29 protein-coding genes are annotated in these 25,504 nt (G+C 63.8%); 17 read left to right on the top strand and 12 right to left on the bottom strand.

Annotation, left to right across the window (positions count from 1 at the left end):
• The 9 genes from AC0L2J_RS20825 to AC0L2J_RS20785 form a co-directional block, all read right to left on the bottom strand.
• The gene (locus tag AC0L2J_RS20825) at nucleotides 1-978 is read right to left on the bottom strand and encodes a type II secretion system F family protein (RefSeq protein ID WP_007605387.1); all 978 of its coding nucleotides are present in this window, start codon (nucleotides 976-978) and stop codon (nucleotides 1-3) included.
• A gap of 16 nt (nucleotides 979-994) precedes the next feature.
• Nucleotides 995-2,458 (bottom strand): CpaF family protein, encoded by a 1,464-nt coding sequence (locus tag AC0L2J_RS20820; protein WP_007605388.1) that lies wholly within the window; start codon nucleotides 2,456-2,458, stop codon nucleotides 995-997.
• A gap of 21 nt (nucleotides 2,459-2,479) precedes the next feature.
• Entirely contained in the window at nucleotides 2,480-3,748 is a 1,269-nt protein-coding gene (locus AC0L2J_RS20815; protein WP_007605389.1) for a CpaE/TadZ family protein, read from the bottom strand.
• Entirely contained in the window at nucleotides 3,745-4,482 is a 738-nt protein-coding gene (locus AC0L2J_RS20810; RefSeq protein ID WP_063994679.1) for a CpaD family pilus assembly protein, read from the bottom strand. Before AC0L2J_RS20810 ends, AC0L2J_RS20815 begins: the two co-directional genes overlap by 4 nt.
• Nucleotides 4,483-4,499: 17 nt before the next feature.
• Nucleotides 4,500-5,975 carry a type II and III secretion system protein family protein gene (locus tag AC0L2J_RS20805; protein WP_473393729.1) on the bottom strand — a complete coding sequence of 492 codons (1,476 nt, stop codon included), beginning with the start codon at nucleotides 5,973-5,975 and terminating at the stop codon, nucleotides 4,500-4,502.
• An 11-nt stretch (nucleotides 5,976-5,986) separates the two neighbouring features.
• The gene (gene cpaB, locus AC0L2J_RS20800) at nucleotides 5,987-6,784 is read right to left on the bottom strand and encodes a Flp pilus assembly protein CpaB (protein WP_473393725.1); all 798 of its coding nucleotides are present in this window, start codon (nucleotides 6,782-6,784) and stop codon (nucleotides 5,987-5,989) included.
• A 127-nt stretch (nucleotides 6,785-6,911) separates the two neighbouring features.
• Entirely contained in the window at nucleotides 6,912-7,436 is a 525-nt protein-coding gene (locus AC0L2J_RS20795; protein WP_035974674.1) for an A24 family peptidase, read from the bottom strand.
• A 122-nt stretch (nucleotides 7,437-7,558) separates the two neighbouring features.
• Nucleotides 7,559-7,705 carry a hypothetical protein gene (locus AC0L2J_RS20790; RefSeq protein ID WP_007605397.1) on the bottom strand — a complete coding sequence of 49 codons (147 nt, stop codon included), beginning with the start codon at nucleotides 7,703-7,705 and terminating at the stop codon, nucleotides 7,559-7,561.
• Nucleotides 7,706-7,772: 67 nt separating this feature from the next.
• The gene (locus AC0L2J_RS20785) at nucleotides 7,773-7,937 is read right to left on the bottom strand and encodes a Flp family type IVb pilin (protein ID WP_007599783.1); all 165 of its coding nucleotides are present in this window, start codon (nucleotides 7,935-7,937) and stop codon (nucleotides 7,773-7,775) included.
• Between the two features lie 261 nt (nucleotides 7,938-8,198).
• Here AC0L2J_RS20785 and AC0L2J_RS20780 point away from each other — a divergent pair, with 261 nt between their 5' ends.
• The 4 genes from AC0L2J_RS20780 (at nucleotide 8,199) to AC0L2J_RS20765 (ending at nucleotide 11,157) form a co-directional block, all read left to right on the top strand.
• Nucleotides 8,199-9,026, top strand: a complete 828-nt coding sequence (locus tag AC0L2J_RS20780) for a sterol desaturase family protein (protein WP_007605401.1) — start codon at nucleotides 8,199-8,201, stop codon at nucleotides 9,024-9,026.
• Between the two features lie 153 nt (nucleotides 9,027-9,179).
• A complete protein-coding gene (locus AC0L2J_RS20775; RefSeq protein WP_007605403.1) occupies nucleotides 9,180-9,674 on the top strand; it encodes a pilus assembly protein N-terminal domain-containing protein in 495 nt (164 codons plus the stop codon).
• Nucleotides 9,675-9,946: 272 nt separating this feature from the next.
• Nucleotides 9,947-10,519, top strand: coding sequence for a TadE/TadG family type IV pilus assembly protein (locus tag AC0L2J_RS20770; protein ID WP_007605404.1), 573 nt, complete (start codon nucleotides 9,947-9,949; stop codon nucleotides 10,517-10,519).
• A gap of 23 nt (nucleotides 10,520-10,542) precedes the next feature.
• Nucleotides 10,543-11,157: a TadE/TadG family type IV pilus assembly protein gene (locus tag AC0L2J_RS20765; protein ID WP_035974676.1), complete on the top strand. Its 615-nt coding sequence runs from the start codon at nucleotides 10,543-10,545 to the stop codon at nucleotides 11,155-11,157.
• Between the two features lie 111 nt (nucleotides 11,158-11,268).
• Here the strand turns inward: AC0L2J_RS20765 and AC0L2J_RS20760 are convergent, their stop codons facing one another.
• The 3 genes from AC0L2J_RS20760 to AC0L2J_RS20750 form a co-directional block, all read right to left on the bottom strand.
• Nucleotides 11,269-11,481 carry a cold-shock protein gene (locus tag AC0L2J_RS20760; RefSeq protein WP_007599788.1) on the bottom strand — a complete coding sequence of 71 codons (213 nt, stop codon included), beginning with the start codon at nucleotides 11,479-11,481 and terminating at the stop codon, nucleotides 11,269-11,271.
• A gap of 268 nt (nucleotides 11,482-11,749) precedes the next feature.
• Nucleotides 11,750-12,037, bottom strand: a complete 288-nt coding sequence (gene infA, locus AC0L2J_RS20755; RefSeq protein ID WP_007599789.1) for a translation initiation factor IF-1 — start codon at nucleotides 12,035-12,037, stop codon at nucleotides 11,750-11,752.
• Nucleotides 12,038-12,060: 23 nt separating this feature from the next.
• On the bottom strand, nucleotides 12,061-13,602 hold the full coding sequence (locus AC0L2J_RS20750; protein WP_050992548.1) for a DEAD/DEAH box helicase: 1,542 nt from the start codon (nucleotides 13,600-13,602) through the stop codon (nucleotides 12,061-12,063).
• A 479-nt stretch (nucleotides 13,603-14,081) separates the two neighbouring features.
• Here AC0L2J_RS20750 and urtA point away from each other — a divergent pair, with 479 nt between their 5' ends.
• From urtA to AC0L2J_RS20685, 13 genes are all read left to right on the top strand, one after another.
• The gene (urtA, locus tag AC0L2J_RS20745; RefSeq protein ID WP_473248250.1) at nucleotides 14,082-15,404 is read left to right on the top strand and encodes an urea ABC transporter substrate-binding protein; all 1,323 of its coding nucleotides are present in this window, start codon (nucleotides 14,082-14,084) and stop codon (nucleotides 15,402-15,404) included.
• Between the two features lie 84 nt (nucleotides 15,405-15,488).
• Nucleotides 15,489-17,096, top strand: coding sequence for an urea ABC transporter permease subunit UrtB (urtB, locus tag AC0L2J_RS20740; protein WP_473393719.1), 1,608 nt, complete (start codon nucleotides 15,489-15,491; stop codon nucleotides 17,094-17,096).
• Nucleotides 17,093-18,271, top strand: a complete 1,179-nt coding sequence (gene urtC, locus AC0L2J_RS20735; protein WP_063994681.1) for an urea ABC transporter permease subunit UrtC — start codon at nucleotides 17,093-17,095, stop codon at nucleotides 18,269-18,271. The genes urtB and urtC overlap by 4 nt, the downstream gene beginning before the upstream one ends.
• The gene (gene urtD / locus AC0L2J_RS20730) at nucleotides 18,268-19,029 is read left to right on the top strand and encodes an urea ABC transporter ATP-binding protein UrtD (RefSeq protein WP_027515450.1); all 762 of its coding nucleotides are present in this window, start codon (nucleotides 18,268-18,270) and stop codon (nucleotides 19,027-19,029) included. The genes urtC and urtD overlap by 4 nt, the downstream gene beginning before the upstream one ends.
• A 3-nt stretch (nucleotides 19,030-19,032) precedes the next feature.
• On the top strand, nucleotides 19,033-19,728 hold the full coding sequence (gene urtE, locus AC0L2J_RS20725; protein ID WP_007605420.1) for an urea ABC transporter ATP-binding subunit UrtE: 696 nt from the start codon (nucleotides 19,033-19,035) through the stop codon (nucleotides 19,726-19,728).
• Nucleotides 19,729-19,759: 31 nt separating this feature from the next.
• Nucleotides 19,760-20,590: an urease accessory protein UreD gene (locus tag AC0L2J_RS20720; RefSeq protein ID WP_473393717.1), complete on the top strand. Its 831-nt coding sequence runs from the start codon at nucleotides 19,760-19,762 to the stop codon at nucleotides 20,588-20,590.
• Nucleotides 20,591-20,614: 24 nt separating this feature from the next.
• Entirely contained in the window at nucleotides 20,615-20,917 is a 303-nt protein-coding gene (locus AC0L2J_RS20715; protein ID WP_473393714.1) for an urease subunit gamma, read from the top strand.
• Nucleotides 20,918-21,028: 111 nt separating this feature from the next.
• Nucleotides 21,029-21,334 (top strand): urease subunit beta, encoded by a 306-nt coding sequence (locus AC0L2J_RS20710; protein ID WP_007599812.1) that lies wholly within the window; start codon nucleotides 21,029-21,031, stop codon nucleotides 21,332-21,334.
• A gap of 57 nt (nucleotides 21,335-21,391) precedes the next feature.
• Entirely contained in the window at nucleotides 21,392-21,931 is a 540-nt protein-coding gene (locus AC0L2J_RS20705) for an HD domain-containing protein (protein ID WP_473393710.1), read from the top strand.
• Between the two features lie 37 nt (nucleotides 21,932-21,968).
• Complete coding sequence (ureC, locus tag AC0L2J_RS20700; protein ID WP_007605426.1) at nucleotides 21,969-23,684, top strand: urease subunit alpha; 1,716 nt, start codon at nucleotides 21,969-21,971, stop codon at nucleotides 23,682-23,684.
• Between the two features lie 142 nt (nucleotides 23,685-23,826).
• Nucleotides 23,827-24,126: a putative quinol monooxygenase gene (locus AC0L2J_RS20695; protein ID WP_007599815.1), complete on the top strand. Its 300-nt coding sequence runs from the start codon at nucleotides 23,827-23,829 to the stop codon at nucleotides 24,124-24,126.
• A gap of 13 nt (nucleotides 24,127-24,139) precedes the next feature.
• A complete protein-coding gene (locus AC0L2J_RS20690) occupies nucleotides 24,140-24,751 on the top strand; it encodes an urease accessory protein UreE (protein ID WP_473393706.1) in 612 nt (203 codons plus the stop codon).
• Complete coding sequence (locus AC0L2J_RS20685; RefSeq protein WP_473248291.1) at nucleotides 24,732-25,460, top strand: urease accessory protein UreF; 729 nt, start codon at nucleotides 24,732-24,734, stop codon at nucleotides 25,458-25,460. The genes AC0L2J_RS20690 and AC0L2J_RS20685 overlap by 20 nt, the downstream gene beginning before the upstream one ends.
• Nucleotides 25,461-25,504: the final 44 nt, after the last annotated feature.

Below are 25,504 nucleotides of genomic sequence, written 5' to 3'. Positions count from 1 at the left end.
TCAGAAGTCGAAATTGATCATCTTCTTCATCACCATGATGCCGATCGACATCCAGACGACGCAGCCGACCAGCATGAGCTGGCCCGTGGGATGAGTCCAAAGCATGGAGATGTATCCCGGCGTCGTGAGGTAGACGAGGAACATCACGATCGGCGGCAGCGAGCCAATGATGCCGGCCGAGGCCTTGGCTTCCATCGACATCGCCTGGATCTTCTCTTTCATCTTCTTGCGGTCGCGCAGCACCTTGGAGAGGTTACCGAGCGCTTCGGAGAGGTTGCCGCCCGATTTCTGCTGGATCGAGATGACGATGCCGAAGAAATTGGCCTCGGGCAACGGCATGCGATCGTAGAGTCGCGTGCAGGCCTCGCCGAGCGGCATTCCGATCGCCTGTGTCTCGATGATGGACAGAAACTCGGAGCGCAGCGGCTCTGGCGCGTCGGCGGCGACCACCTTGATCGATTCGAACAGCGGCAGGCCCGCCTTGATGCCGCGGACGATGACGTCAACGGCATCGGGCAAGGCGGCCAGGAACTTGTTTTCACGGCGCTTCTTCAGGAAGCTGAGCGCCCAGCGGGGCAGACCGAGCCCGCCGGCAAACGCGAAGCCGGCGGCACCGAGCAGGCCGCCGCCGATGAACAAGGCGACTGCGAACAGCACGCCCGCCACGACGGCGGACACGATCCAGAATTTCTGCGGCGCCCAGTCGAGGCCGGCCTGCGACAGGCGAACACTGAGCGGTACGCTCTTCTCCTGCTGGCGCCGCGCCTCGAGATCCTTGAGCGAGGTTTCGACCTGCTCGCGCCGCGAGCGCTGCGTCTTCTCGGCCGCGCGGGCCGTGGGCGCCTCGGCCCGCGCGATCGAGGCGCGGCGGCTCTCGGCCTTCCGTTCCCCGGACAGCATCGGATAAAGGAAGACCCAGGCGAGGCCGCCGACGGTCGCGGTGGCAAGGAAGGCGAGGGCAAGGGCTTGCATGTTCATGGCTGCGCTGACCTGCTCACGTCGGGGGCGCCACTTCCGCGGCGTCGAGCGCCGCGGCAAGGCGCTTCTCTTCGCCGTAATAGCGGGCGCGTTCCCAGAATTTCGGGCGGCCGATTCCGGTCGACCGGTGCCGGCCGATGATCTTGCCGTTGGCGTCCTCGCCGACCATGTCGTAGAGGAAGACGTCCTGGGTGATGATGGTGTCGCCTTCCATGCCCATCACCTCGGTGATGTGGGTGATGCGGCGCGAACCGTCGCGCAGGCGCGCGGCCTGGACGATGACGTCGATCGAGGCGCAGATCATCTCGCGGATGGTGCGTGAAGGCAGGGAGAAGCCGCCCATCGTGATCATGGATTCGCAGCGCGATAGCGCTTCGCGCGGATTGTTGGCGTGCAGCGTGCCCATCGAGCCGTCATGGCCGGTGTTCATGGCCTGGAGCAGGTCGAACGCCTCGGGTCCGCGGACTTCGCCGACGATGATGCGCTCGGGACGCATACGCAGGCAGTTGCGCACCAGCTCGCGCATGGTGACCTGGCCCTCGCCCTCGATGTTGGGCGGGCGGGTTTCCAGTCGCACCACGTGCGGCTGTTGCAGCTGGAGTTCGGCGGCGTCTTCGCAGGTGATGACGCGCTCGTCGTGTTCGATGTAGTTGGTCAGGCAGTTAAGCAACGTGGTCTTGCCAGAGCCGGTACCGCCGGAGATCAGCACGTTGCAGCGGACGCGGCCGATGATCTGGAGGATTTCCGCGCCCTCCGGCGAGATTGCCCCGAACTTGACGAGCTGATCGAGCGTCAGCTTGTCCTTCTTGAACTTGCGGATCGTGAGCGTGGGGCCGTCGATCGACAGCGGGGGCACGATGGCGTTGACGCGGGAGCCATCGGCCAGGCGCGCGTCGCAGATCGGCGAGGATTCGTCGACGCGCCGGCCGACCTGGCTGACGATACGCTGGCAGATGTTGAGGAGCTGCTGATTGTCGCGGAAGCGGATACCGGTGCGTTGGATCTTGCCGGCGACCTCGATGTAGACGGTGTCGGCGCCGTTGACCATGATGTCGGCGATGTCGTCGCGCGACAACAGCGGCTCGAGCGGACCGTAGCCGAGGACGTCGTTGCAGATGTCGTCAAGCAGCTCTTCCTGCTCGGCGATCGACATCACGATATTCTTGATCGCGATGATCTCGTTGACGATGTCCCGGATTTCCTCGCGCGCGGACTCCGAATCGAGCTTGGCGAGCTGGGCGAGGTCGATGGCCTCGATCAGCGCGCCGAAGATGGTCGCCTTGACCTCGTAATAATTGTCCGAGCGGCGGGCTTCCATGGTCGGCGCAGGCTTCGCCGGGGCGAGCGGCGGCGAGGAGACTGCCGGCGGCGGCGGCACGCGCGACACGGCGGGCGCCTGAACCTGTGCAGGCTCTGGCGACACGGCACCGGGCTTGGGGGCCCGGACGTCGGCGTCTGTTCCGCTACGCTTACCGAACACTTAAGAACTCCATGCGGCGACCTATTTTCCCCGCAACTTGTCAATCAGGGGTGAAAGCAGGGACGACTTTTGCTTCTTCGTTTCGCTGCGGCCGGTCAGGCGCTGGGCGATCTGAAGGAACATCTCGATCGACTTATGGTTGGCCGAGATCTCCGCGATCATCTGGCCGTTGTTGGCCGCCGAGCCGAAGATCTGCGGCTCGAACGGGATTGAGACGACCGGCTGGCTCTCGATCGCCTTGGCGAACTCCGCCGCGGCGATTTCGGGCCGTTTCGGTACCCCGACCTGGTTCAAACAGTAGAGCGGCGGCCGGTCGTTGGGGCGCGCGGCCTTCAGGAGATCGAACATGTTCTTGGTGTTGCGCAAATTGGCGAGGTCGGGCGCCGCCACGATCAGGATGTCGTCCGCTCCGATCAGGGCGCGTTTGGTCCAGCCCGACCATTGGTGCGGAACGTCGAGCACGATGCAGGGCATGGTGGAGCGCAGCGTGTCGAACACGGCATCGAAGGCGTCGGCGCCGAAATCGTAGACCCGGTCGAGCGTCGCCGGCGCCGCCAGCAGGCTGAGGTGGTCGGTGCATTTCGACAGAAGGCGGTCGATGAAGGCGGTGTCCACGCGATCGGGCGAGAACACGGCGTCGGCAATGCCCTGCGGTGGATCCTGGTTGTAGTCGAGTCCGGCAGTGCCGAAGGCGAGGTCGAGGTCGGCGACGACCGCGTCCATCGCGAGATCGCGGGCGATCGCCCAGGCGACATTGTGGGAGATGGTTGACGCGCCGACGCCGCCCTTGGCGCCGACCACGGCGATGATGCGGCCGACGGCCTTGGCTTCCGGCGCCGAGAACAGGTTGCAGATCGAGCGCACGACGTCGATCGCGCCAACCGGCGCGAGCACGTAGTCGCTGACGCCGCGGCGCACCAGCTCGCGGTAGAGCATGACGTCGTTGATGCGGCCGATCACGACCACGCGGGTGCCGGCGTCGCAGACGGTCGCGAGATGGTCGAGCCCGCCCAGGAGGTCGTTGCGGCCGTCGCTTTCGAGCACGATCACGTTCGGCGTGGGTGCCGAGCGGTAGGCTTCCACCGCAGCCGCCATACCGCCCATCTGGATCTTCAGATGGGCCTTGCCGAGACGGCGATCTTCGCCGGCCGACTGCACGGCAGCCGCCGTTTCCACGGTCTCGCAGAAAGCCTGGACGGAAACGCGGGGCGCCGGTGCAATATGCTCCTCGACCGGCGGGAGCGATGCCTCGGACTGTTCTTCTTGGGGCTGGCGAGCGTAGCTGATCATCTGCCGGTGTCGCTGAGTTTGGCCTTGTCGGCCTCAGGATAGGCGACCGCCGTCGGCATTCCCTTGCGATACTTCTCGAACGCGGCGGTCCGCCGCGGCGTGTAGGACGGCGTTTCGGGCCGCGGCTGCTCGAGATCCGACGGATTGTCGACCATCGCTGCGAGGTTGCGCTGATAGGCGCAGCCGTAATTGTAATAGTCCTTGTTCTCGAACCAGCTCTTGTTCTTCATCGAAGGGCCGATATCTTCCGGCCACAGGCCGCAGGGACCCGCGACTGCAGCGATCTTGGAATAGGTGAGCCGGATCGGCGGCAGGAAGCGCTTGTCTTCCGGCTGGTAGGAGCGGGCGCTGATGCCGCGCGGCGGAACGCCCGCCGCCGACAGCATTGCCTGGATTTCGCGCATGGTATCCGCGACCGGACGCGCGTTGGGCGTGCCGGACGGTACGTCGATCCGGATCGCGCCGGTGCCTTCGTGCATCCAGGCCGACGCGACGCCCATCACGTCGGCGCGCTGGGCGGCGGTCAAGCCGCCGCGAGCATGGCCGACGAAGACGACGATGGAGCGATTCTGCTCCTCGATCGCGATCGGATGGCGCTGCTTGTAGTCGTCGGGAATGGAGGCCGTGACCGCTTCGTCGTGCTGGCAACCGCCAAGGGCGAGCGCCATGCCGACGAGCGCGCCGCCGAGGTGGATGGCGCGTCTGCGAATCTGGGGTGGTCTAGTAATCTTCATGAAGTCCCCGTTCCGCCTCAGTCGGTGATGAAGCCGTAGGTGCCGCGGTAGTTCTTGGCCGGTTCGGTCCGGCCGGGCACGCCGTAGATGCGGTTGATGTTGCCGAGCAGTTCGGCCTGCGGATCAGCCGGCGCGGAGAAGCCATCATCCGGCCGCGATAGATCCTTTTGCGCAACTGCGCGAACGATGTAGGGCGTCACGATCACGACCAGCTCGGTCGCGTTGTTGACGAAGTCGCGGCTACGGAACAGCGTGCCGAGGATCGGGAGCTGCATCAGACCCGGCAGTCCGCTGACCGCTTGCTTGGTCTGCTGCTGGATCAGGCCGGCCATCGCCATCGCGCCGCCTGAGGGAATTTCCAGCGAGGTTTCTGCGCGGCGGGTCTTGATCGAGGGCACCGTGAGCGAGTTGACCGAGGTCGAGGTCACGGCCTGGGACAGCGTGATCGCGTTTTCGTTCGAGAGCTCGGACACCTCGGTCATCACCCGCAGGCTGATCTTGCCCTCGGTGAGAACGACGGGGGTGAAGTTGAGCGAGATGCCGAACTTCTTGAAGCTGATCTGGGTGGTACAGACGTGCGTGGTGGGGTCGCACGCATAGCCCGCAGGCACCGGAAATTCACCGCCGGCAATGAACGTTGCCGATTCACCGGAGATCGCGGTCAGATTCGGTTCGGCCAGCGTCCGGATCACGCCCGCGGTCTCCATCGCACGCAGCGTGGCCTGCACCGACGGGGCCGCGCCGAACTTCGTGGTCAGGTTATTGCCGTCGACGAGGTTGTGGCCGAGAGCCGTAAACGGATTGGAGTTGCTGAAGCTGACGACCGAGGTGCCGTAGCTGAGGTTGGCGGTGAGGTCGATTCCGAGCTGCTTGACGATGCTGCGCTGGACTTCCGCGACCGTCACCTTGAGCATGACCTGATCGCGGCCGCGGACCACGATCGAGTTCACGACCTTCTCGGGGCCGCCGGCGAGGCGCACTGCGAGGTCGTTGGCCTGCTGGGCTTCGGCTGGATTCGCGGCCGAGCCGGTCAAGATGATGCCGTCGCCTAGTCCGTCGATCTGGATGTCTGAGTTCGGCAGGACCTGCTTCAGCGCGGCCCGCACGCCGTTGAGGTCGCGCTTGACCGCGATGTCATAGGCCGCGATCTGCTGGCCGGCGGAATCGAAGAACACGATGTTGGTCTGCCCGATCGAGGCGCCGATGATGTAGGCACGCTGCGCCGAGCGGACGACCGCATTGGCGATCTTGGGATCGGCGACAAGCACGTCCTTGATGTCGCGCGGAAGGTCGATCACGATCGACTTGCCGATGCCGAGCGAGAGGAATCGCGCGTTCATCTGACCGTCGGCCGCAGCCTGCGCGACAGGGCGATAGTCGGCGGCGACCACAGGGGTCAGCACCGGGCTGAGCGCGAGCGCGACGGCGGCCGAAAACGACAGGGCGCGGACCACATGGGTTCGCATCGTCGCCAAATTCGCCCTGCATTTCATGTCGACAGTCCTCATCGTGCCTTCGCCGTCGAGCTTGGGATACCGTACCGAATGATCGAAACGCCCTCGCGCTTCTGTGCGGGGTCATCGAGCGTGATCTCGCTCAGCTTGACGTCGGCGATACTGCGCAGCGCCAGCGACAGCGTGCCGCTCTGACGTGCGGAGGAGAGCGTCGCAGTCTGCGCCGGATTGAGTTCGAGGGTGACGGTCTTGCCGACCACCGCGTTCTGCCCGTCCTTCTCCTTGGGAGCCTGGTCGATGGCCAGGACGCGGATATTGGCCAGGATGATCTCGGACGTGATGACATCGGGAGCGCCGCTGCTCTGGTCCGGGTTTTTGAGACGGCGCGTCAGAAGCACGTCGACGCGGTCGTTGGGGAGGATGAAGCCACCTGCGCCGGTTTCCGGCGAGATCTCGGTCGAGATCGCCCGCATGCCGGTTGGCAGGATTGCCGCCATGAAGCCGGAGCCTTCGGCCTTGACCAGCTTCTGGTCCCGGATCGGCTCACCCTGGATGAAGGGGGATCGTGCGATCGAGCCGGTGACCTGGGTTACCCCCTCGGGGCGCTCGTTGCGGCGGATGAAGGTGGTGCTGGCGGTCGCGGACGGCCATGTCTGCCATTGCACGTCTTCCGGCTTGACGGTCTGGCCGAGGCCGATGTCGTTCTTCGCGACCAGGACGTCGACGGTGGGAAGCTGCGCGACCGGAGCCGGAGGCGGTGCAGAATTGTCCGAGCCGCTCGCCAGATACGCGGCGACACCGCCGGCGCAGATGGCGACCGTCAGGACGACAATGCGTGCCCTATTCATACGCTTCACTTTCCAACAAACGCCGCGACGCTGACGCCGCCGTAATCGGCAGTTGACCAGCTATTCGTCAAAGCATGGTTAATGAGGCGTATCTAAATCGCCTTAACGCCGGGTTTACCCGATGCGTTCAGCGCAATGCGAGGTGAGCGAGGTCGATCGCCTTCACCCATTCGGTCTCCGGGTAGACCATCAGCGCGCTCAGTGCGAGCGCGATGCCGTAGGGAATGCCGCTCTCCTTGGCGTGCAGCCGCGCGAGCCAGGTCTGGCCCGCCAGCCCGTAAGGCAGCGGCCACTGCCGGAACTGGAGCAGGAGCAGCGTCAGCGCCCCGCCGAACAGCGAGGCGTAGAGCAGAAAGTTCATCAGCTGTGCGAACCCGAACCAAAGCGCGACGGAGGCCGCCACCTTGGCATCGCCGCCGCCGACCCAGCCCATCGCAAAACAGGTAAAGGCCACGACCAGGACGAGCGCGCCGGCGCCGACATGGCTCAGCATCTCGTAAGGTGCCATGCCACCGGCGAGAGCGAGCGCGAAAAAGCCGGCGACCAGCGCCAGCGATACGCGGTTCGAGATCGTCATCGTGAAGAGATCGCTTGCGGCGGCAAACGCCATCAGGGCCGGGAAGAGCAGAAGGCGCGCAAGGTCGAGGATCATGGGCTGCGTCATGAGGCCTGGGTTTGCCGCGGAGCTGGCGTCGCCGGATTCTAGCCGGCAGTGCTAAACAAACCGAAAACGGCGGCGGCGGTCTCGAGGGGCGGAACCAGCCGAATGCGTGCTCACCAGAGGCAGGCGATGCGTGCGGCGAGCGCGACGGTCGCAAGCAGCAGTGCCAGACAGACCCAGTAAGCCGGCGAGCCGGTCTGCGCCGCCTCCGCCGCGTTTGCCGCGACCGCGGCATCGGTTCTGTACTTGCTGAACGCCACTGTAACTCGCCGTCTGAAAAACAAAGGCCCCGGAGGCCCGGGGCTTTTGCAGTCGTTCGTCGATCGCCTACTTCAGCGAGCTGCTGATCGAGGTGAACTTGGCGTTCAGCGTGGTGCCGAGATTGTTGACGACGGTGATGATGGCCAGCGCGATGCCGGCGGCGATCAGACCGTATTCGATGGCGGTGGCGCCGGATTCATCTTTCGCGAAACGCGCAATCAGGTTCTTCATGAACAAAACTCCATCTGGGGTGGGATCGCCTCGTTCGGCGCTGTGCTTGACGCAACGACCATGAGATCCGAGCTCTTTCGGGAGAGTTAATTCGATCGGGCAAACCCGCTTGCCGCTGGCCAGAGTGAATTTCCCCTTAAGGCAACCAGCCGCAATTCGTTCCGGTTCCGGATGTGCAGCAAGCGCAGCACCGGCTTCACCGTCCCTTAAATTTGGGGGAGTACGCGTAGGCGGGACCAGCAATTCGCAAGAGAGGCGACAATGTCGAGCCTGCCCATGGAAATCGCCCTGATGCTCGGCGAGACCATCGCGAAGGTGATCCCCACGACCTTCGCACTCGCGGTGGTCTTCACCGTGCTGGAGCATGTCTGGGCCTGCAATCCCGGCGTGCCTTGGTGGCGCAAGCGGGAGATCGTCACGGACATCTGCTACTGGTTTGTCGTTCCGGTGTTCGCACGCGTCATGCGGATCGGCCTTCTGATCGTCGGTGCGAGCTTCGTCTTCAACATCCATGATGCCGACGGGCTCATCGCCTTCTACGACAACGGGCATGGCCCGCTGGCGCTATTGCCGCTCTGGGTCCAGGCCATGCTGTTCCTGGTGCTATCCGATTTCATGCTGTACTGGCTGCACCGGCTGTTCCACGGCGGCGGGTTCTGGAAGTACCACGCGATCCATCACTCCTCGGAGGAGATCAGCTGGATTTCTGCGGCCCGCTTCCATCCCGTCAATCTCGTGCTCGGTACCATCGCGGTCGACGTCGTGCTGCTGATGGCCGGCATTTCGCCGAACGCCATGGTCTGGCTCGCCCCGTTCACGACCTTCCATTCGGCCTTCGTGCACGCCAACCTGAACTGGACCTTCGGGCCGTTCAAATATGTGCTGGCGACGCCGGTGTTCCACCGCTGGCACCACACCGCGCTCGCAGAGGGCGGCGACACCAATTTTGCCGGCACGTTCCCGATCTGGGACGTGCTGTTCGGCACTTTCCGCATGCCTGAGGGGCAACTGCCGCAGGATTACGGCAAGGATGAAGCCACCATGCCGAAGGAAATCGGAGGGCAGCTTGCCTATCCGTTCCGCCGCTAGGTTCTCGAGGGCCGCGAATCGCCAGTCCGTTCAAACAATAGTCGGCGAATTTGCGGAACGTTCACGAATTGAGGGCAGGTTAGCCGGGTCGGGCACCGGCTCGGCTGTTATCTGATCGCTTCTGCCGGTTTGTGACGTCCCGGGGGTAAGAGTATGCGTAAACAACTGCTGCGCCGTCATGCGCGCGTCTGTCTTCTGGTTGCGGCCGCGGTGCTGGCATCGCCGGCTGCCGTCGTTGCCGAGTCCGCCGATGCCATCGCCGTCAATGTCGACCAGGCCAAGCTGGTGCGACTGCCTGGCAAGGTGGCAACCATCGTGGTCGGCAATCCCCTGATCGCCGACGTCACGCTCCAGCCCGGCGGCATGATCGTCGTCACCGGAAAGGGTTATGGCGCCACCAATTTCATCGCGCTCGACCGGGGCGGCGAGATCCTGGTCGACCGCCAGATCCAGGTCGAAGGTCCGAGCGATCGGCTCGTTACCGTCTATCGCGGGATCGAACGCGAGTCCTATAGCTGCGCGCCGCTTTGCCAGCGCCGCGTGACGCTCGGCGACAGCGACACCTACTTCAACAGCGCGATGAGCCAGGCCGGTTCGTTGAGCAGCTCGGCCAGCGGCAGTGCCGGTGCGGGCGCCAAGACGAATTGACCAAGACGAACTGACCAAGACCAACCAAGTAAGACCAACCAGCGAGTTTGATTGGCGGGTTTGCCGGGGCAAGGATCGTCCTCGCCCGCCGCACGCGCGCGAGTTTCTCTCTCCGCGTCCTCGTCTCCATGCTCTCGTCTCCATGGTCTGGGTCGTTCGCGGTTAACGCGGCCTTAACGGCCCGGGCCGCCGGGTGCGGATCGCCTGAAACACTTAAACAATCAGTTTCCGCTATTGAACATGGCAGATGATTGCTGCTGCTGGGGAATTTGATGCCTTCGCCTGCACCTACGAGATTCACGCTCCTCGCCACGTTGCGCCGGTTTCGTGGCAGCCGCCGCGGCTCCGCAGCCGTCGAGTTCGCGCTGGTCGCGCCGATGTTCTTCGCGTTGCTGTTCGCCATCATCGAGTCGGCGCTGATGTTCTTGGCGAGCCAGGTGCTCGAGAGTGCCTCGCAGAATTCTGCGCGCGTGCTGCTGACCGGGCAGGCGCAAGGCGGCACGCTAACGGCCTGCGCGGTCTCCGGCGTCAGTACACCCTGCTCGCAAACGACGTTCAAGGCTTACGTCTGCAGCCAGATCCCGGCTCTGTTTGATTGCAGCAAGCTCTACGTCGACGTGGTGAGTACAAACTCGTTCGGAGCGCTAAGCCTCACGAATTATGGCAATTCCTGCAGCTTCAATCCAACCGGCGTGCAGTACAGTGCCGGGGCCGCCAACCAGGTCGTCGTGGTGCGGCTGTTCTATCAGTGGCCGCTCTTCGTCACTGGCCTTGGCTTCAACATGGGCTGCGGCAACAAGCGGCTGCTGATTGCGACCGCGGCCTTCAAGAATGAACCCTTCTGAGACAGATGGACCCGGGCGGACCGATGCAGGCGATTGCGAATATCTGGAGGAATGCCCGTAGCTCTGTGCGCGGCTTCCTCGCCGACAGGCGTGCGATCGCGGCGACCGAGTTCGCGGTCATCGTGCCGCTGATGCTTGTGATGTTCTTCGGGACGGTCGAATTTTCATCGGCCGTGGCGATCAATCGCAAAGTCACAATGATTGCACGGACTCTGTCCGATTTGACGTCGCAGTCGACGGGGGTCGACGATGGCGACATGCAGGACACGTTCACCGCAAGCATATCGATGATCATGCCTTACGACGCTACGCTCGTGAACGGCACGGTGGTTCAGATCAAAATCGATTCAAGCAGTGTCGCCAAGATCCAATGGAGCAAGTCCGCCACCATTGCCAACGGTGCGACGCAGGCCACGCTGACGGCTCCGCCCCCGGCTCTGGCTGCTGGTACCACGGTCACCTCGATGATTCCGCCGACGCTCTTGATCCCGTCGACCTACCTCATCTTCAGTCAGGCAAGTTACCTCTACACGCCTTCCGTCAAGTTCGTCCTGAAGTCGGGCATCACGATGAGCGATGTCTCCTACACGCGGCCGCGCCAGGTCACCTGCGTTCGTTACAACAATGCAGCGTGTTAGCCGTAGTGTTGAGGTCTGCGAGCAGATAGCGGGATGAAAAAGGCCGGGCATCGCGCCCGGCCTTTTCGTTGATTTGTTCGCTTGAGCCGATCGGGGCCGTAAGCGGCAAGCTCAGCCGGCGGAGCGGAGGTTGTCCGCTGCCGACTTGCCGGAACGGCGGTCGGCCACGATCTCGTAGGAGATCTTCTGACCTTCGCGCAGCGTGCCGAGTCCTGCACGCTCCACAGCGCTGATGTGGACGAACACGTCCTGGCCGCCATCGTCAGGCTGGATGAAGCCGAAGCCTTTGGTCGCGTTAAACCACTTCACGGTTCCCATGCTCATGGGGGTAGTCCCTTCTCAGATAACACAATGTCAGAGCCCGCTTGCGCGGACAGGTTAGATCGAATTTTTGGAAGGGTCGTCAGCGTGTCTGAACCGGCTGTACCGGTGGATGCTAATGTCGTCCGGCCGAAAATCGATTAATTCATTTTATTGGAAACAGAACCCCAAAACAATGCTGACGTGCACGATTTTTTGATCCGCCGTGATGGTCACGGCGGATCAGCATACACGTCGGAATTTCGGGTCTGCGCTCGCGCGCTGGCCCCGACTAGCGGCGGCGGAACTGACCGCCACGCTGTCCGGGACGCGGAGGTCCGCCCATCCCGCTCGGACGTTCGTCCTTGTGGCGGAAAATCAGCCGGCCCTTTTCGAGGTCATAGGGCGACATCTCTACCGTCACGCGGTCGCCCGCCAGAGTCTTGATGCGGTTCTTCTTCATCTTGCCGGCGGTGTAGGCGACGATCTCGTGTCCGGCGTCGAGCTGCACGCGGTAGCGCGCGTCGGGGAGGATTTCGGTGACCAGTCCTTCGAACTGGATCAGCTCTTCCTTAGCCATGAATTTCTCCAGGTCGTGGACGGCTAGTGCGAATGGGGTTTGCGGGTCGGTTGGCCATTCGGCCGACTCTCGCGGCGCAAAAAGGCAACGCCTTGTATCCCATCAGACGCCCCGGCGCTATGCGCGGAACGCTGTTCCGGACGGCCGTTTGGCGACGAATGCGCCTTGCCTCCGGAGCGGCCGCGAGGAGCTGCCTTCGGGCCACTGCCGGGCCTTCCGTCGCCCTGCTTGGCGGCACTGTGGTGGCGCCCGTCCGCATGCCTTTCGTCGGCGCGGCGGCCGTCAGCGTGGCGTCCCTCACCATGTCTTGCGCCTTGCGGACGCTGGCCCGGGCGGCCCGGCCGACCCTGTCGTTGCTGCTGCGGGGGAGGGCCCGCATCGCGGCGGCCGGCATCGGTGCGGCGATCCTCACGCGGCAGCGCCACTTTGATCAGCCGCTCGATGTCACGGAGATAGCTGAGCTCCTCGCCGCCTGCGACCAGCGAGATCGCGGTGCCCTCGGCACCCGCGCGCGCGGTGCGGCCGATCCGATGCACATAGGTCTCCGGCACGTTGGGCAGATCGAAATTGATGACGTGGGTGATGCCGTCGACATCGATGCCGCGGGCGGCGATATCGGTGGCGACCAACGTGCGGATTTCACCGGTGCGGAACTGGGCAAGCGTCCGTTCGCGATGGTTCTGCGACTTGTTACCGTGGATAGCGCTGGCGGGAATGCCGGCCTTCTCGAGCGTCTTCACCACCTTGTCCGCGCCGTGCTTGGTGCGGGTGAAAACCAGCGCGCGGTTGACCTGCTCCTGCTTCAACAGCTGAGCGAGGAACGCCGGCTTGGCGGAGAAGTCGACCTGGATAATGCGCTGCTGGATGCGCTCCACGGTCGAGGAGACCGGGGTCACGGCGACGCGGGCGGGGTCGCGCAGCATGGCGTCGGCCAGCTCGGCGATGTCCTTCGGCATGGTGGCCGAGAAGAACAGCGTCTGCCGCTTGATCGGCAGCTTGGCGACGATTTTGCGGATGTCGTTGATGAAGCCCATGTCGAGCATGCGGTCGGCCTCGTCGAGCACGAGGAATTCGACGCTTCCAAGCTTCAGCCCGTTGCTCTGCACGAGGTCGAGCAAACGGCCGGGGGTGGCGACCAGCACCTCGACGCCCTGCATCAGCGAGCGGACCTGACGGCCCATCGGCACGCCGCCGATGGCGAGCGTCGAAGACAGGCGGATGTGGCGGCCATAGGCGTTGAAGCTGTCGAGGATCTGGCCGGACAGCTCGCGGGTCGGCGACAGCACCAGGACGCGGGCCGTCTTCGGCTGCGGCTTGATGCGATTTTCGAGCAGGCGGTGCAGGATCGGCAGCGCGAAGGACGCGGTCTTGCCGGTTCCGGTCTGGGCGATGCCGACGACGTCGCGGCCGGTCAGCGCGGTCGGAATCGTCTGGGCCTGGATGGGGGTGGGGGTGACGTAGTTCTCTTCGGTGAGAGCACGGGCGATGGGCTCGGCGAGGCCGAAATCCTGAAACGAAGTCAAAAGATGGGTTCTTTCCATGTCATAAGCGGGCGCCCGGCGCATTCGGCGCGGCGCGCGCAAAAGGGTGTCGAGAGGGACACCTGCGTGTTTGGGGTGTCGGATGGCTTGATGGGATGGGGCAAGCCAGACGCCCGTAAGGGCTTAAGAACACGCGGCTCGCAACGGTCGCCTGATTCGCAGGAGACCTCGACTTCATATGGAACATTGAGGCGGCGCTTTCAAGGCACGCCCCACACAATCGGCGATCGCGGTGCAGAAATAGTTATGCTGGAAATTTAGCCAGAGTGGCAAATTTGCTCATAAAATAACCTGCCTGCCGCATTCGCATACATTTGAATTGCTCAATGTTTAGGCTGCGCAGCGCATGCGATACTTCGTTTTCTGTCAATTTCATTAGCAATATCAGTAGCTTGATTGGTGCCAAATCCATGGCACGGTTCTTGCGAATCCGTTAATCGCAGGCGGCCGTTGGGGCCGTTTCGCAGCGTTTTTCACGTCTGCGTCAGGGAGATGAGACACTCATGCATAGCAAATCCACTCACGATATAGCGGCGCCATTTAGCCGCCGTGGCATTCTCGCCGCGACCGCCGGACTGATGCTTGGTCTGGCTTCCATTTCTGGTGCGAAGGCCGCGGACGACACCATCAAGGTCGGCGTGCTTCATTCCCTCTCCGGCACCATGGCCATCAGCGAAACCACGCTGAAGGACACCATCCTCTTCCTGATCGACGAGCAGAACAAGAAGGGCGGCGTCAACGGCAAGAAGCTCGAAGCCGTGGTCGTCGATCCCGCTTCGAACTGGCCGCTGTTCGCCGAGAAGGCGCGCGAACTGATCACCAAGGACAAGGTCTCGGTCGTGTTCGGCTGCTGGACCTCGGTGTCGCGCAAGTCGGTGCTCCCGGTGTTCAAGGAGCTGAACAGCATCCTGTTCTACCCCGTGCAGTACGAGGGCGAGGAGAGCGAGCGCAACGTGTTCTACACTGGTGCCGCGCCGAACCAGCAGGCGATCCCTGCCGTCGACTATTTGATGAAGGACGAGAAGGTGAAGCGCTGGGTGCTCGCGGGCACTGACTACGTCTATCCGCGCACCACCAACAAGATCCTGGAAGCCTACCTGAAGTCCAAGGGTGTCGCCCAGGAAGACATCATGATCAACTACACGCCGTTCGGTCATTCCGACTGGCAGACGATCGTGGCCGACATCAAGAAGTTCGGCTCGGCCGGCAAGAAGACCGCGGTGGTCTCGACCATCAACGGCGACGCCAACGTTCCCTTCTACAAGGAGCTCGGCAACCAGGGCATCAAGGCGAAGGACATCCCGGTCGTCGCGTTCTCGGTGGGTGAGGAAGAACTCGCCGGCATCGACACCAAGCCGCTGCTCGGCCATCTCGCCGCCTGGAACTACTTCCAGTCGATCAAGTCGCCGGAGAACGAGAAGTTCATCAAGGCGTGGCAGACCTACACCAAGAATCCGAAGCGCGTGACCAACGATCCGATGGAAGCGCACGTGATCGGCTTCGACATGTGGGTCAAGGCGGTCGAGAAGGTGAAGTCGACCGATCCGGACAAGGTGATCGATGCGCTCCCGGGCATCGAAGCCAAGAACCTGACCGGCGGCACCTCCAAGATGCTTCCGAACCATCACATCACCAAGCCGGTGTTCATTGGCGAAATCAAAGCCAACGGCCAGTTCGACGTGGTGTGGAAGACCCCGGGTCTTGTCGCGGGCGACGCCTGGTCCAAGGAGCTCGACGGCTCCAAGGACCTGGTCGGCGACTGGGTCGGCAAGAAGTGCGGTAACTTCAACACCAAGACCAACAAGTGCCTCGGTTCGGGCTCCTGATCCGGATCTGACGCTCCATTGCACGATCGGAGAAGGCGGCGATCCCGCCGCCTTCTCCACCCTTTTCTGCCGGGGTCTTTCACAGTGCCAGCCAATTTGTCCGCCCGCCTCTGTTCGCTCCTGCTCTCGTTGTTCCTGATCGCGTTCGCACTGCCGGCCTTGGCCGGCCCGTTCGAGGATGCGGTCGCCAAATTCGCCAACGATGATTATTCCGACACGGAAGAGGCGATCGGCGTGGTCGCAAGCAGCGGCAATACGCTGGCCTTTCCGATCATCAGCGCGCTCCAGGACGGCCGGCTCATGGCCGACCCCGATAGCAAGAAGGTTTACGTCACCGGCACCGACGGCAAGTCGATCGATGCCGCGACCGGCCAGGCCGTGGCCAGCGTGCCCGACAGTGCAAGCGCGGTCCGCCTCAACAACCGCCTGCGCCGCAGCGTCGATGCCGCGATCGGCAGCCTGACTCTGCAGTCACCGGACATCGGAGCGCGGCTCCAGGCCGCGCAATCCGTCTTCAAGTCGCATGAGGAGACGTCGCTCGAAGCCGTCGATGGCGCGCTCGCCAAGGAAACTAACCGATCCGTCAAGGTTGCGCTGGGTGACGCCCGCGCAGCGATCCTGTTGTTCAAGCCTGATGCCACCGAGGTCGAGAAGCTCGAAGCTGTTGCCACCATCAAGGCGCGCGGCGACCAGGAGGCGATGGCGCTGCTCACCGGCATGGGCGACCAACCGGCCTCGGTGACCAAGGCTGCGGCGAGCGCAATCGGTTCGATCCAGAGTTCGCTCGCGGTCTGGTCGATGGTGCAGAATGCCTGGTACGGCCTCTCGCTCGGTTCGGTGCTGCTGCTTGCCGCGATCGGGCTTGCCATCACTTTCGGCGTGATGGGCGTCATCAACATGGCCCATGGCGAGATGGTGATGATCGGGGCCTACACCACCTTCGTGGTGCAGGAGGTGATCCGCACCCGCTATCCCGGCCTGTTCGACTATTCGCTGCTGATCGCCGTGCCGCTCGCCTTCCTGGTGGCGGGCGCACTCGGCGTCGTGATCGAGCGCAGCATCATTCGCTTTCTCTACGGCCGTCCCCTGGAGACGCTGCTGGCGACGTGGGGCCTGTCGCTGGTGCTGCAGCAGGCCGTGCGTACCATGTTCGGCCCGACCAACCGCGAGGTCGGCAACCCCTCCTGGATGAGCGACGCGTTCGAGCTCGGCCAGATCACCATTACCTACAACCGGCTCTGGATCCTGGTCTTTACGCTCGCGGTGTTCGTCATTCTGCTCGCGATGCTGCGCTACACGGCACTCGGGCTCGAAATGCGCGCGGTGACGCAGAACCGCCGCATGGCGGCCTCGATGGGCATCGCGACTTCGCGTGTCGACGCGCTGACCTTCGGACTCGGCTCGGGCATTGCCGGCATCGCCGGTGTGGCGCTGTCGCAGATCGACAATGTCAGCCCCAATCTCGGCCAGAGCTACATCATCGACAGCTTCATGGTCGTGGTGTTCGGCGGAGTCGGCAATCTCTGGGGCACGCTGGTCGGCGCCTTCACGCTCGGCATCGCCAACAAATTCCTGGAGCCGGTCGCCGGCGCCGTGCTCGGCAAGATCGCCATCCTCGTTCTCATCATCCTGTTCATTCAAAAGCGGCCGCGCGGCCTGTTCGCGCTCAAGGGCCGTGCGGTGGAAGCATGACCCCTCACATGCTGACGCGATCGCTGGATCGCGGCGCGACCATCTTCCTTGCCATCGTCGTGGCCTGCGGCATCCTCATCCCGCTCTCCAACCTGCTGCTGCCCGCGGGTTCGTTCCTGCAAGTGCCGACCTATCTCGTCGCGCTCTGGGGCAAATATGTCTGCTACGCCATCCTGGCGCTCTCGATCGACCTGATCTGGGGCTATTGCGGCATCCTCTCGCTCGGCCACGGTGCCTTCTTCGCCCTCGGTGGCTACGCGATGGGCATGTACCTGATGCGGCAGATCGGCAGCCGCGGCGTCTACGGCAACCCGATCCTGCCGGACTTCATGGTGTTCCTGAACTATTCGAAGCTGCCCTGGTACTGGTACGGCTTCGACATGTTCTGGTTTGCCGCGCTGATGGTGCTGATCGTACCGGGGCTGCTCGCCTTCTGCTTCGGCTGGCTCGCCTTCCGCTCCCGCGTCACGGGAGTGTATCTGTCGATCATCACGCAGGCGATGACCTACGCCCTGCTGCTTGCCTTCTTCCGCAACGATTTCGGCTTCGGCGGCAACAACGGCATGACCGACTTCAAGGACATTTTGGGCTTCAACGTGCAGGCCGAGGGCACGCGTGCCGCGCTGTTCGCGCTGAGCTGCCTGGCGCTGATCGCTGGCTTCCTGATCTGCCGCGCCATCGTCTCGTCCAAGCTCGGCAAGGTGCTGATCGCGGTGCGCGATGCGGAATCGCGCACGCGCTTCCTCGGCTACCGCGTCGAATCCTACAAGCTGTTCGTGTTCACGGTGTCGGCCTGCATGGCCGGCGTCGCCGGCGCGCTCTATGTGCCGCAGGTCGGCATCATCAACCCGAGCGAATTCGCGCCGGGCAATTCGATCGAGGCGGTGATCTGGGTTGCGGTCGGCGGCCGCGGTACGCTGGTCGGCGCCGCGCTCGGTGCCGTCGTCGTCAACTACGCAAAGACGTTCTTCACCTCCGGCATGCTCGCGCCCTACTGGCTGTTCATGCTGGGTGCCATGTTCATCCTGGTAACGCTGCTGCTGCCCAAGGGCATCGTCGGCACTTTCAACGCCTGGTGGGACTCGTCGAAGGAAAGGCGCGACGCCGCGACCATTGCGAGCGCCGCGGCCGAAGATGGCGTCGCCGAACCCAAAATGGCGGAGGAGGTGCAATGAACGTCATGGACACCCGCGCGACCTCCGCAATGCTGTATCTCGACGGCGTGCACGTCTCGTTCGACGGCTTCCACGCCATCAACAACCTCTCGCTGACGCTCGAGCCCGGTGAGATGCGCGCCATCATCGGCCCGAACGGCGCCGGCAAGACCACGATGATGGACATCATCACCGGCAAGACCAAGCCCGACGAAGGCACCGTGCTGTTTGACGGAGTCACCGATCTGACGCGGCTGGACGAGACCCGTATCGCCGAGCTCGGCATCGGCCGTAAATTCCAGAAGCCGACCGTGTTCGAGAGCCAGACCGTGCAGGACAATTTGCTGCTCGCGCTCAATGTCGACCACAGCGTCAAGGGCACGCTGTTCTGGCGCGGCAGCCGGGCGGAATCCGAACAGATCGACAAGGTGCTGGAGACGATCCGCCTCACCGATGCCCGCAACCGTCTCGCGGGCAGCCTCAGCCACGGCCAGAAGCAGTGGCTCGAGATCGGCATGCTGCTCGCCCAGGATCCGAAACTGCTTCTCGTCGACGAGCCCGTCGCTGGTATGACCGACGTCGAGACGCATCTTACGGCCGAGCTTCTCAAGGAAATCAACAAGACCCACACCGTGATGGTGGTCGAGCACGACATGACGTTCGTGCGCGAGCTCGGCGTCAAGGTCACTTGCCTGCACGAGGGTACCGTGCTCGCGGAAGGCACCATCGACCAGGTCTCGTCCAACGAGCGGGTCATCGAAGTGTATCTGGGGCGGTGAGCGATGCTTGAGGTCAAGGACATCAACCTGTTCTACGGCGCGGCGCAGGCGCTGCGCGGCGTATCGATCGCGGCCGAGCCCGGCAAGGTCACCTGCGTGCTCGGGCGCAACGGCGTCGGCAAGACCTCGCTCTTGCGCGCCATGGTCGGGCAGTACCCGATCTCCTCGGGCGCGATCGTGCTCGACGGCAGTGATATCACGGGCCTGAAGCCCTATGAGCGCGCGCGCAAGGGCATCGGCTTCGTGCCGCAGGGGCGCGAGATATTTCCGCTTCTGACGGTCGAGGAGAATCTCAAGACCGGCTTCGGCCCGCTCAGGCGCGAGGACAAGCACATTCCGGACGACGTGTACTCACTGTTTCCGGTGCTGCAATCCATGCTCGGACGGCGCGGCGGCGATCTCTCCGGCGGCCAGCAGCAACAGCTCGCGATCGGGCGCGCGCTGGTGATGCGGCCAAAGCTGCTGCTGCTCGACGAGCCGACGGAGGGCATCCAGCCCTCGATCATCAAGGACATCGGCCGTGCCATCTCGTACCTGCGCAACCTCGGCAACATCGCCATCGTGCTGGTCGAACAATATCTCGACTTTGCCTGCGAACTCGGCGACAGTTTTGCGGTGATGGATCGCGGCGCGGTGAAGTTCACCTGCGACCGCTCCAATCTCGACGCGAGCGAAATCAGCCGCCAGATGGCGCTGTAGGCCATTCTGCCGCGACCGGCTGGGGAGGCGGATGCGCAGCGACGTTTCAGCGACATCTTCGGTGTTCGACGCCAACCGTGCCCGCGGCGCGGTGCGCTTCGACGTCCACGCGCGCGACGGTGTGACGCGTCGCGGGATCTTGCATGAGTCCGGCTCCCTGCGCGTACGCTTCCCTTCGCCGGAGGACGAAGGGCTCTCCGGCGTGTTCGTCAACACGGCCGGCGGTGTCGCCGGCGGCGATCGCTTCGACATCGAGATCGCCGCCGCAGATGGTTCGAAGCTGACGCTGACGACGGCGGCCGCGGAAAAGGTCTATCGCGCGCCAGGGCAGGCGGCGGAGCTCAATATAGCGCTGAAGGTTGCCGCAGGCGCGCATCTCGGCTGGCTGCCGCAGGAGACTATCCTGTTCGACCGGGCGCGCGTACGCCGTCGCTTCGACATAGACCTCGATGCGACTGCCTCGCTCCTGCTGTGCGAGATCGTGGTGTTCGGCCGTACCGCGATGGGTGAACGGATGGCGCAGGGCGAGTTCGTCGACCGCTGGCGGCTGCGTCGTGGCGGCAGGCTGGTGTTCGCCGAGACCGTCAGGCTCGACGGCAATATCGGCGCAAAGCTTGCGCGATCGGCGACGGCGAAGGGCGGCGCTGCGATCGGGACGGCGCTGATCGTGCCCGGCGACGAGGCCCTGATCGAGCGCATCCGCGAGGCGTCGGAATCCTTCGTCGGCGAGGTCGGGATATCCGCCTGGAATGGCTTTGCAATGGCGCGGTTCTGTGCCCAAGATGCGGCGCGCCTGCGCGCCGACATGATGGCCGTGTTGGCGCGCACCGGTGCGGCGCTGCCGCGGCTCTGGTTGAATTGACGAAGTGAACGGAAGAGATTTTGTATGAACCTGTCTCCCCGCGAAAAGGATAAGCTTCTGATCTCGATGGCGGCGATCGTGGCCCGCCGCCGGCTGGATCGCGGCGTCAAGCTCAACCATCCCGAGGCGATCGCAATCATTTCCGACTTCATCCTCGAAGGCGCGCGGGATGGCCGCACCGTCGCCGAGTTGATGCAATCGGGTGCGCAGGTTCTCACCCGCGACCAGGTGATGCCGGGCATTCCCGAGATGATCCACGACGTCCAGGTCGAGGCGACCTTTCCGGACGGGACCAAGCTCGTCACCGTCCACGAGCCGATCAGGTAGTTTTGAATTCGTCATTCCGAGGCGCCTGAAGGGCGAACCCGGAATCCAGAGGTTGTTGATTGAGATTCCGGGTTCTCGCTGCGCGAGCCCCGGAATGACGAGGAGGATAGAATGATCCCCGGCGAACTCTTCATCCAGGACGGCGAGATCGAGCTCAATGCCGGCCGCAAGACCGTGACGCTGACGGTTGCCAACACCGGCGACCGCCCGATCCAGGTCGGCTCGCACTATCATTTCTTCGAGACCAACCCGGCGCTGAAGTTCGACCGCAAGAAAGCCCGCGGCATGCGCCTCGACATCGCCGCCGGCACCGCCGTTCGCTTCGAGCCCGGCCAGACCCGCGACGTCCAGCTCGTCGCGGTGGCCGGCAAGAAGACCATCTACGGCTTCCGCGGCGACGTGATGGGGAAGCTGTGAAATCCACAGGAACGAGCGTGGCGCGGCATGGTTGAGGCGAAAACGGAGGACTTTGCCATGCTGTCACCTGTCCGCCTCGTTTCCGAAGCCGCCGAACTCGCCGCGCGCCGTCACAACGGGATGGCGCGCAAGGGCCGCGGTCATGAGCCTTACATCAACCACCTCACCGAGGTCGCGAACCTGCTTGCCACTGCGACAGACGGCGCCGACGCCGAACTCGTTGCCGCCGGCTGGCTGCATGATGCGATCGAGGACACCGACACCACGCGCGAGGAGCTCGCGCAAAAATTCTCTGACCGTGTCGCGTCGCTTGTCGACGAGTGCACCGACGATATGAGCCTGCCTAAGCCGGAGCGGCGGCGGCGTCAGGTGCTCGACGCACCGAAAAAATCGGCTGGCGCCAGGCTGATCAAGATCGCCGACAAGATCAGCAATATCGGCGCGCGCGTACATTCGGATCCGACGGCCGAGGAACGTGACGACCTCGTCGATTACACCGACTGGGCCGAGCAGGTTGTCGCCGGTTGCCGCGGCGCCAACTCTTGGCTCGATATGACATTCGACGACATGGTGCTCACAGCGAGGACCTCGCTGTGAGCACCGATCCCAAATTCAAACGCAAACGGGGCTTGTGATGTCCGTCAAAATAAAGCGTTCCGTCTATGCCGACATGTTCGGTCCGACCACCGGCGACAGGGTGCGGCTGGCCGACACCGACCTCATCATCGAGGTCGAGAAGGATTTCACCACCTACGGCGAGGAAGTGAAGTTCGGCGGCGGCAAGGTGATCCGCGACGGCATGGGCCAGTCGCAAGTTACCAACAAGCAGGGCGCGGCGGATACCGTCATCACCAATGCGCTGATCGTCGATCACTGGGGCATCGTGAAGGCCGACGTCGCGATCAAGGACGGCATGATCGCCGGCATCGGCAAGGCCGGCAATCCCGACATCCAGCCCGGTGTCACCATCATCATCGGCCCCGGCACCGACGTGATCGCCGGCGAAGGCAAAATCCTCACCGCCGGCGGCTTCGACAGCCACATCCACTTTATCTGCCCGCAGCAGATCGAGCACGCGCTGATGTCTGGCGTCACCTCGATGCTAGGGGGCGGCACCGGGCCCTCGCACGGCACGTTCGCCACCACCTGCACGCCGGGGCCGTGGCACATGGGGCGGATGATCCAGTCGTTCGACGCATTTCCGGTCAATCTCGGCATCTCCGGCAAGGGCAACGCCTCGCGGCCCGCCGCGCTGGTCGAGATGATCAAGGCCGGCGCCTGTGCGCTGAAGCTGCACGAGGACTGGGGCACCACGCCGGCCGCGATCGACACCTGCCTGTCGGTCGCCGACGACTACGACATCCAGGTGATGATCCACACCGACACGCTGAATGAATCCGGCTTTGTCGAGGATACCATCAAGGCCTTCAAGGGCCGCACCATCCACGCCTTTCACACCGAGGGCGCCGGCGGCGGTCACGCCCCCGATATCATCAAGGTCGCGGGGCTGAAGAACGTGCTCCCGTCTTCGACCAACCCGACGCGGCCCTTCACGCGCAACACCATCGACGAGCATCTGGACATGCTGATGGTCTGCCACCATCTCGATCCCTCGATCGCGGAAGATCTGGCGTTTGCCGAAAGCCGCATCCGCAAGGAGACCATCGCGGCCGAGGACATCCTGCATGATCTTGGCGCGCTCTCCATGATCTCGTCGGACTCCCAGGCCATGGGCCGCCTGGGAGAGGTCATCATCCGGACCTGGCAGACCGCCGACAAGATGAAGAAGCAGCGCGGCTCGCTGCCGCAGGACAAGGGCAAGGACAACGACAATTTCCGCGTCAAGCGCTACATCGCCAAATACACGATCAATCCCGCGATCGCCCATGGCGTTTCGAAGCTGATCGGCTCGGTGGAGAAGGGCAAGCTCGCCGATCTCGTGCTGTGGTCGCCGGCCTTCTTCGGCGTCAAGCCGGATTGCGTCGTCAAGGGCGGCATGATCGTCGCGGCTCCCATGGGCGATCCCAACGCCTCGATTCCGACCCCGCAGCCGGTGCATTACCAGCCGATGTTCGGTGCCTTCGGCAAGGCGATGACCGCATCCTCGGTGGTGTTCACCTCGAAGGCCGCGATCACCGGTGGCCTCGCGCGAAAGCTCGGCATCGACAAGAAGCTCTATGCGGTCCAGAACACCCGCGGCAGGATCTCGAAGAAGAGCATGATCCACAACGACGCCACGCCCAATATCGAGGTCGATCCGGAGACCTATGAGGTCCGCGCCGACGGCGAGCTCTTGACCTGCGCCCCCGCCGAGGTGCTGCCGATGGCGCAGCGATATTTCATGTACTGAAATAGCGCCTCGACGCATGTCTCAGGAACATGTCCTGGCCGCATATCCGGGAGCAGCTTTTCCGGGTTTTGCGTTCGATCGCGCTTGGTCTAAGGTCCCGCCCGGTATCTGAAGCCCAGAAGAAAAGCCGGGAGGATTTCTCGTGATCTACGTCGTTGCCACCCTGACCATCAAGCCCGAAACGCGCGCCGAATTCATTGCAGCCGCCACCGCCTGCATCAAGGAGACGCGGAAAGAGCCCGGCAACATCGCCTATGATCTGCATGAGAGCGTTACCGATCCCGCCAAGATGGTGTTCGTCGAGCAGTGGGAGAATGCCGAGGCGCTGGTGCCGCATCGCGCCATGGAGCACATGAAGACGTTCGGCCGCGTCGCGGTGAAGTGTTTTACGGCGCCACCGAAGATCGAAGTGATCACGCCGGAGAAGGTCGAGACACGGTAACGGGCAAAAGCGCATGATCCGGGCGACGCAGGTCAGGGGACAACACCGCTTCGCGGAAGCGCCGGCGGATACGGTCGTGCTCGATTTTGACGATCGACACCGCCGCCGCATGGCGATGACGGGGACGCGGGGGCTCGAATTCCTGCTCGACCTGGAGAATGCCGTCGCGCTGCGCGGCGGCGATGCGCTGGTGTTGGAGGACGGCCGGCTGATCGAGGTGGTCGCCGCGCCCGAGCCGTTGCTCGAGATCCGCGGCCACGATCCGCACCACCTTATTCGCGTCGGTTGGCATCTCGGCAATCGCCATCTGCCGACGCAGATCATGGCCAAGGGCCTGCGCATCCGCCGCGACCACGTCATCGAAGCCATGGTGAAGGGCCTCGGCGCACGCGTGATCGAGATCGAGGCGCCGTTCGATCCCGAAGGCGGCGCCTATGCCGATGCCGGTCATGCGCATGGACACGACGGCCACGCGCATCACGATCATGGCCACGATGATCATCACGGTCATGATCACCACCATGATCATGCCGCACATGGCGACGGTCACTCTCACCACCACGACGAGCATTGCGATCACCCCGATCATCACCACGGCCACAAGCATGCTCATGACCACAAATGAGCCGCTCGCGGCCCGCGACCTCGCGGAGCGCGAGGCGGCGGCGCTTTACCGGCTGATGACCTGGCTGTCGCCCGCATTTCCCGTCGGGGGCTTTTCCTACTCCAGCGGCATCGAATGGGCGGTCGAGGCTGGCGACATAGCCGACACCGCGTCGCTGGCGGACTGGCTCGATGCGATGCTTCGCGATGGCTCTGGCTTCTGCGATGCGACGTTTCTGGTCCACGCCTATCGCGCCACTGAAGCGGGCGAGGGCGACACCTTGGGCGATATCGCAGAGCTCGCCGCGGCCTTCGTGCCGTCGCGCGAGCGGCAGCTGGAGACGACATCGCAGGGCCGTGCCTTCATCGACATCGCCCGCGCCGCATGGGATGCCGATGGGCTGGATGCCATGGTTTCGGCATGCTGCACCCCATTGGTCTATCCAGTTGCTGTTGGCGTGGTCGCCGCGATGCACGGCGTGCCGCTGGCGCCGACGCTGCACGCCTTCCTGCATGCGCTGGTCTCGAACTGGATTTCCGCGGCCAGCCGGCTCATTCCGCTCGGCCAGACCGACAGCCAGCGCGTGCTGGTGAGGCTGGAAGCCGCGGTTGCGGCGACGGCGAATCGTGCGCTGAATGCGACGTTGGACGATGTCGGCGGCGCGGCATTTCGCGCCGACCTCGCCAGCCTGCGGCACGAGACGCAATATACGCGGCTGTTCAGATCTTGAGCACGAGCCTCACTCTGTCGTCCCGGCGAAGGCCGGGACCCATA

This window comes from Bradyrhizobium sp. MV1.5, from assembly GCF_055807615.1.
Note: the sequence above shows the minus strand (reverse complement) of the source record. Positions and strands in the feature narration are given on the sequence as shown.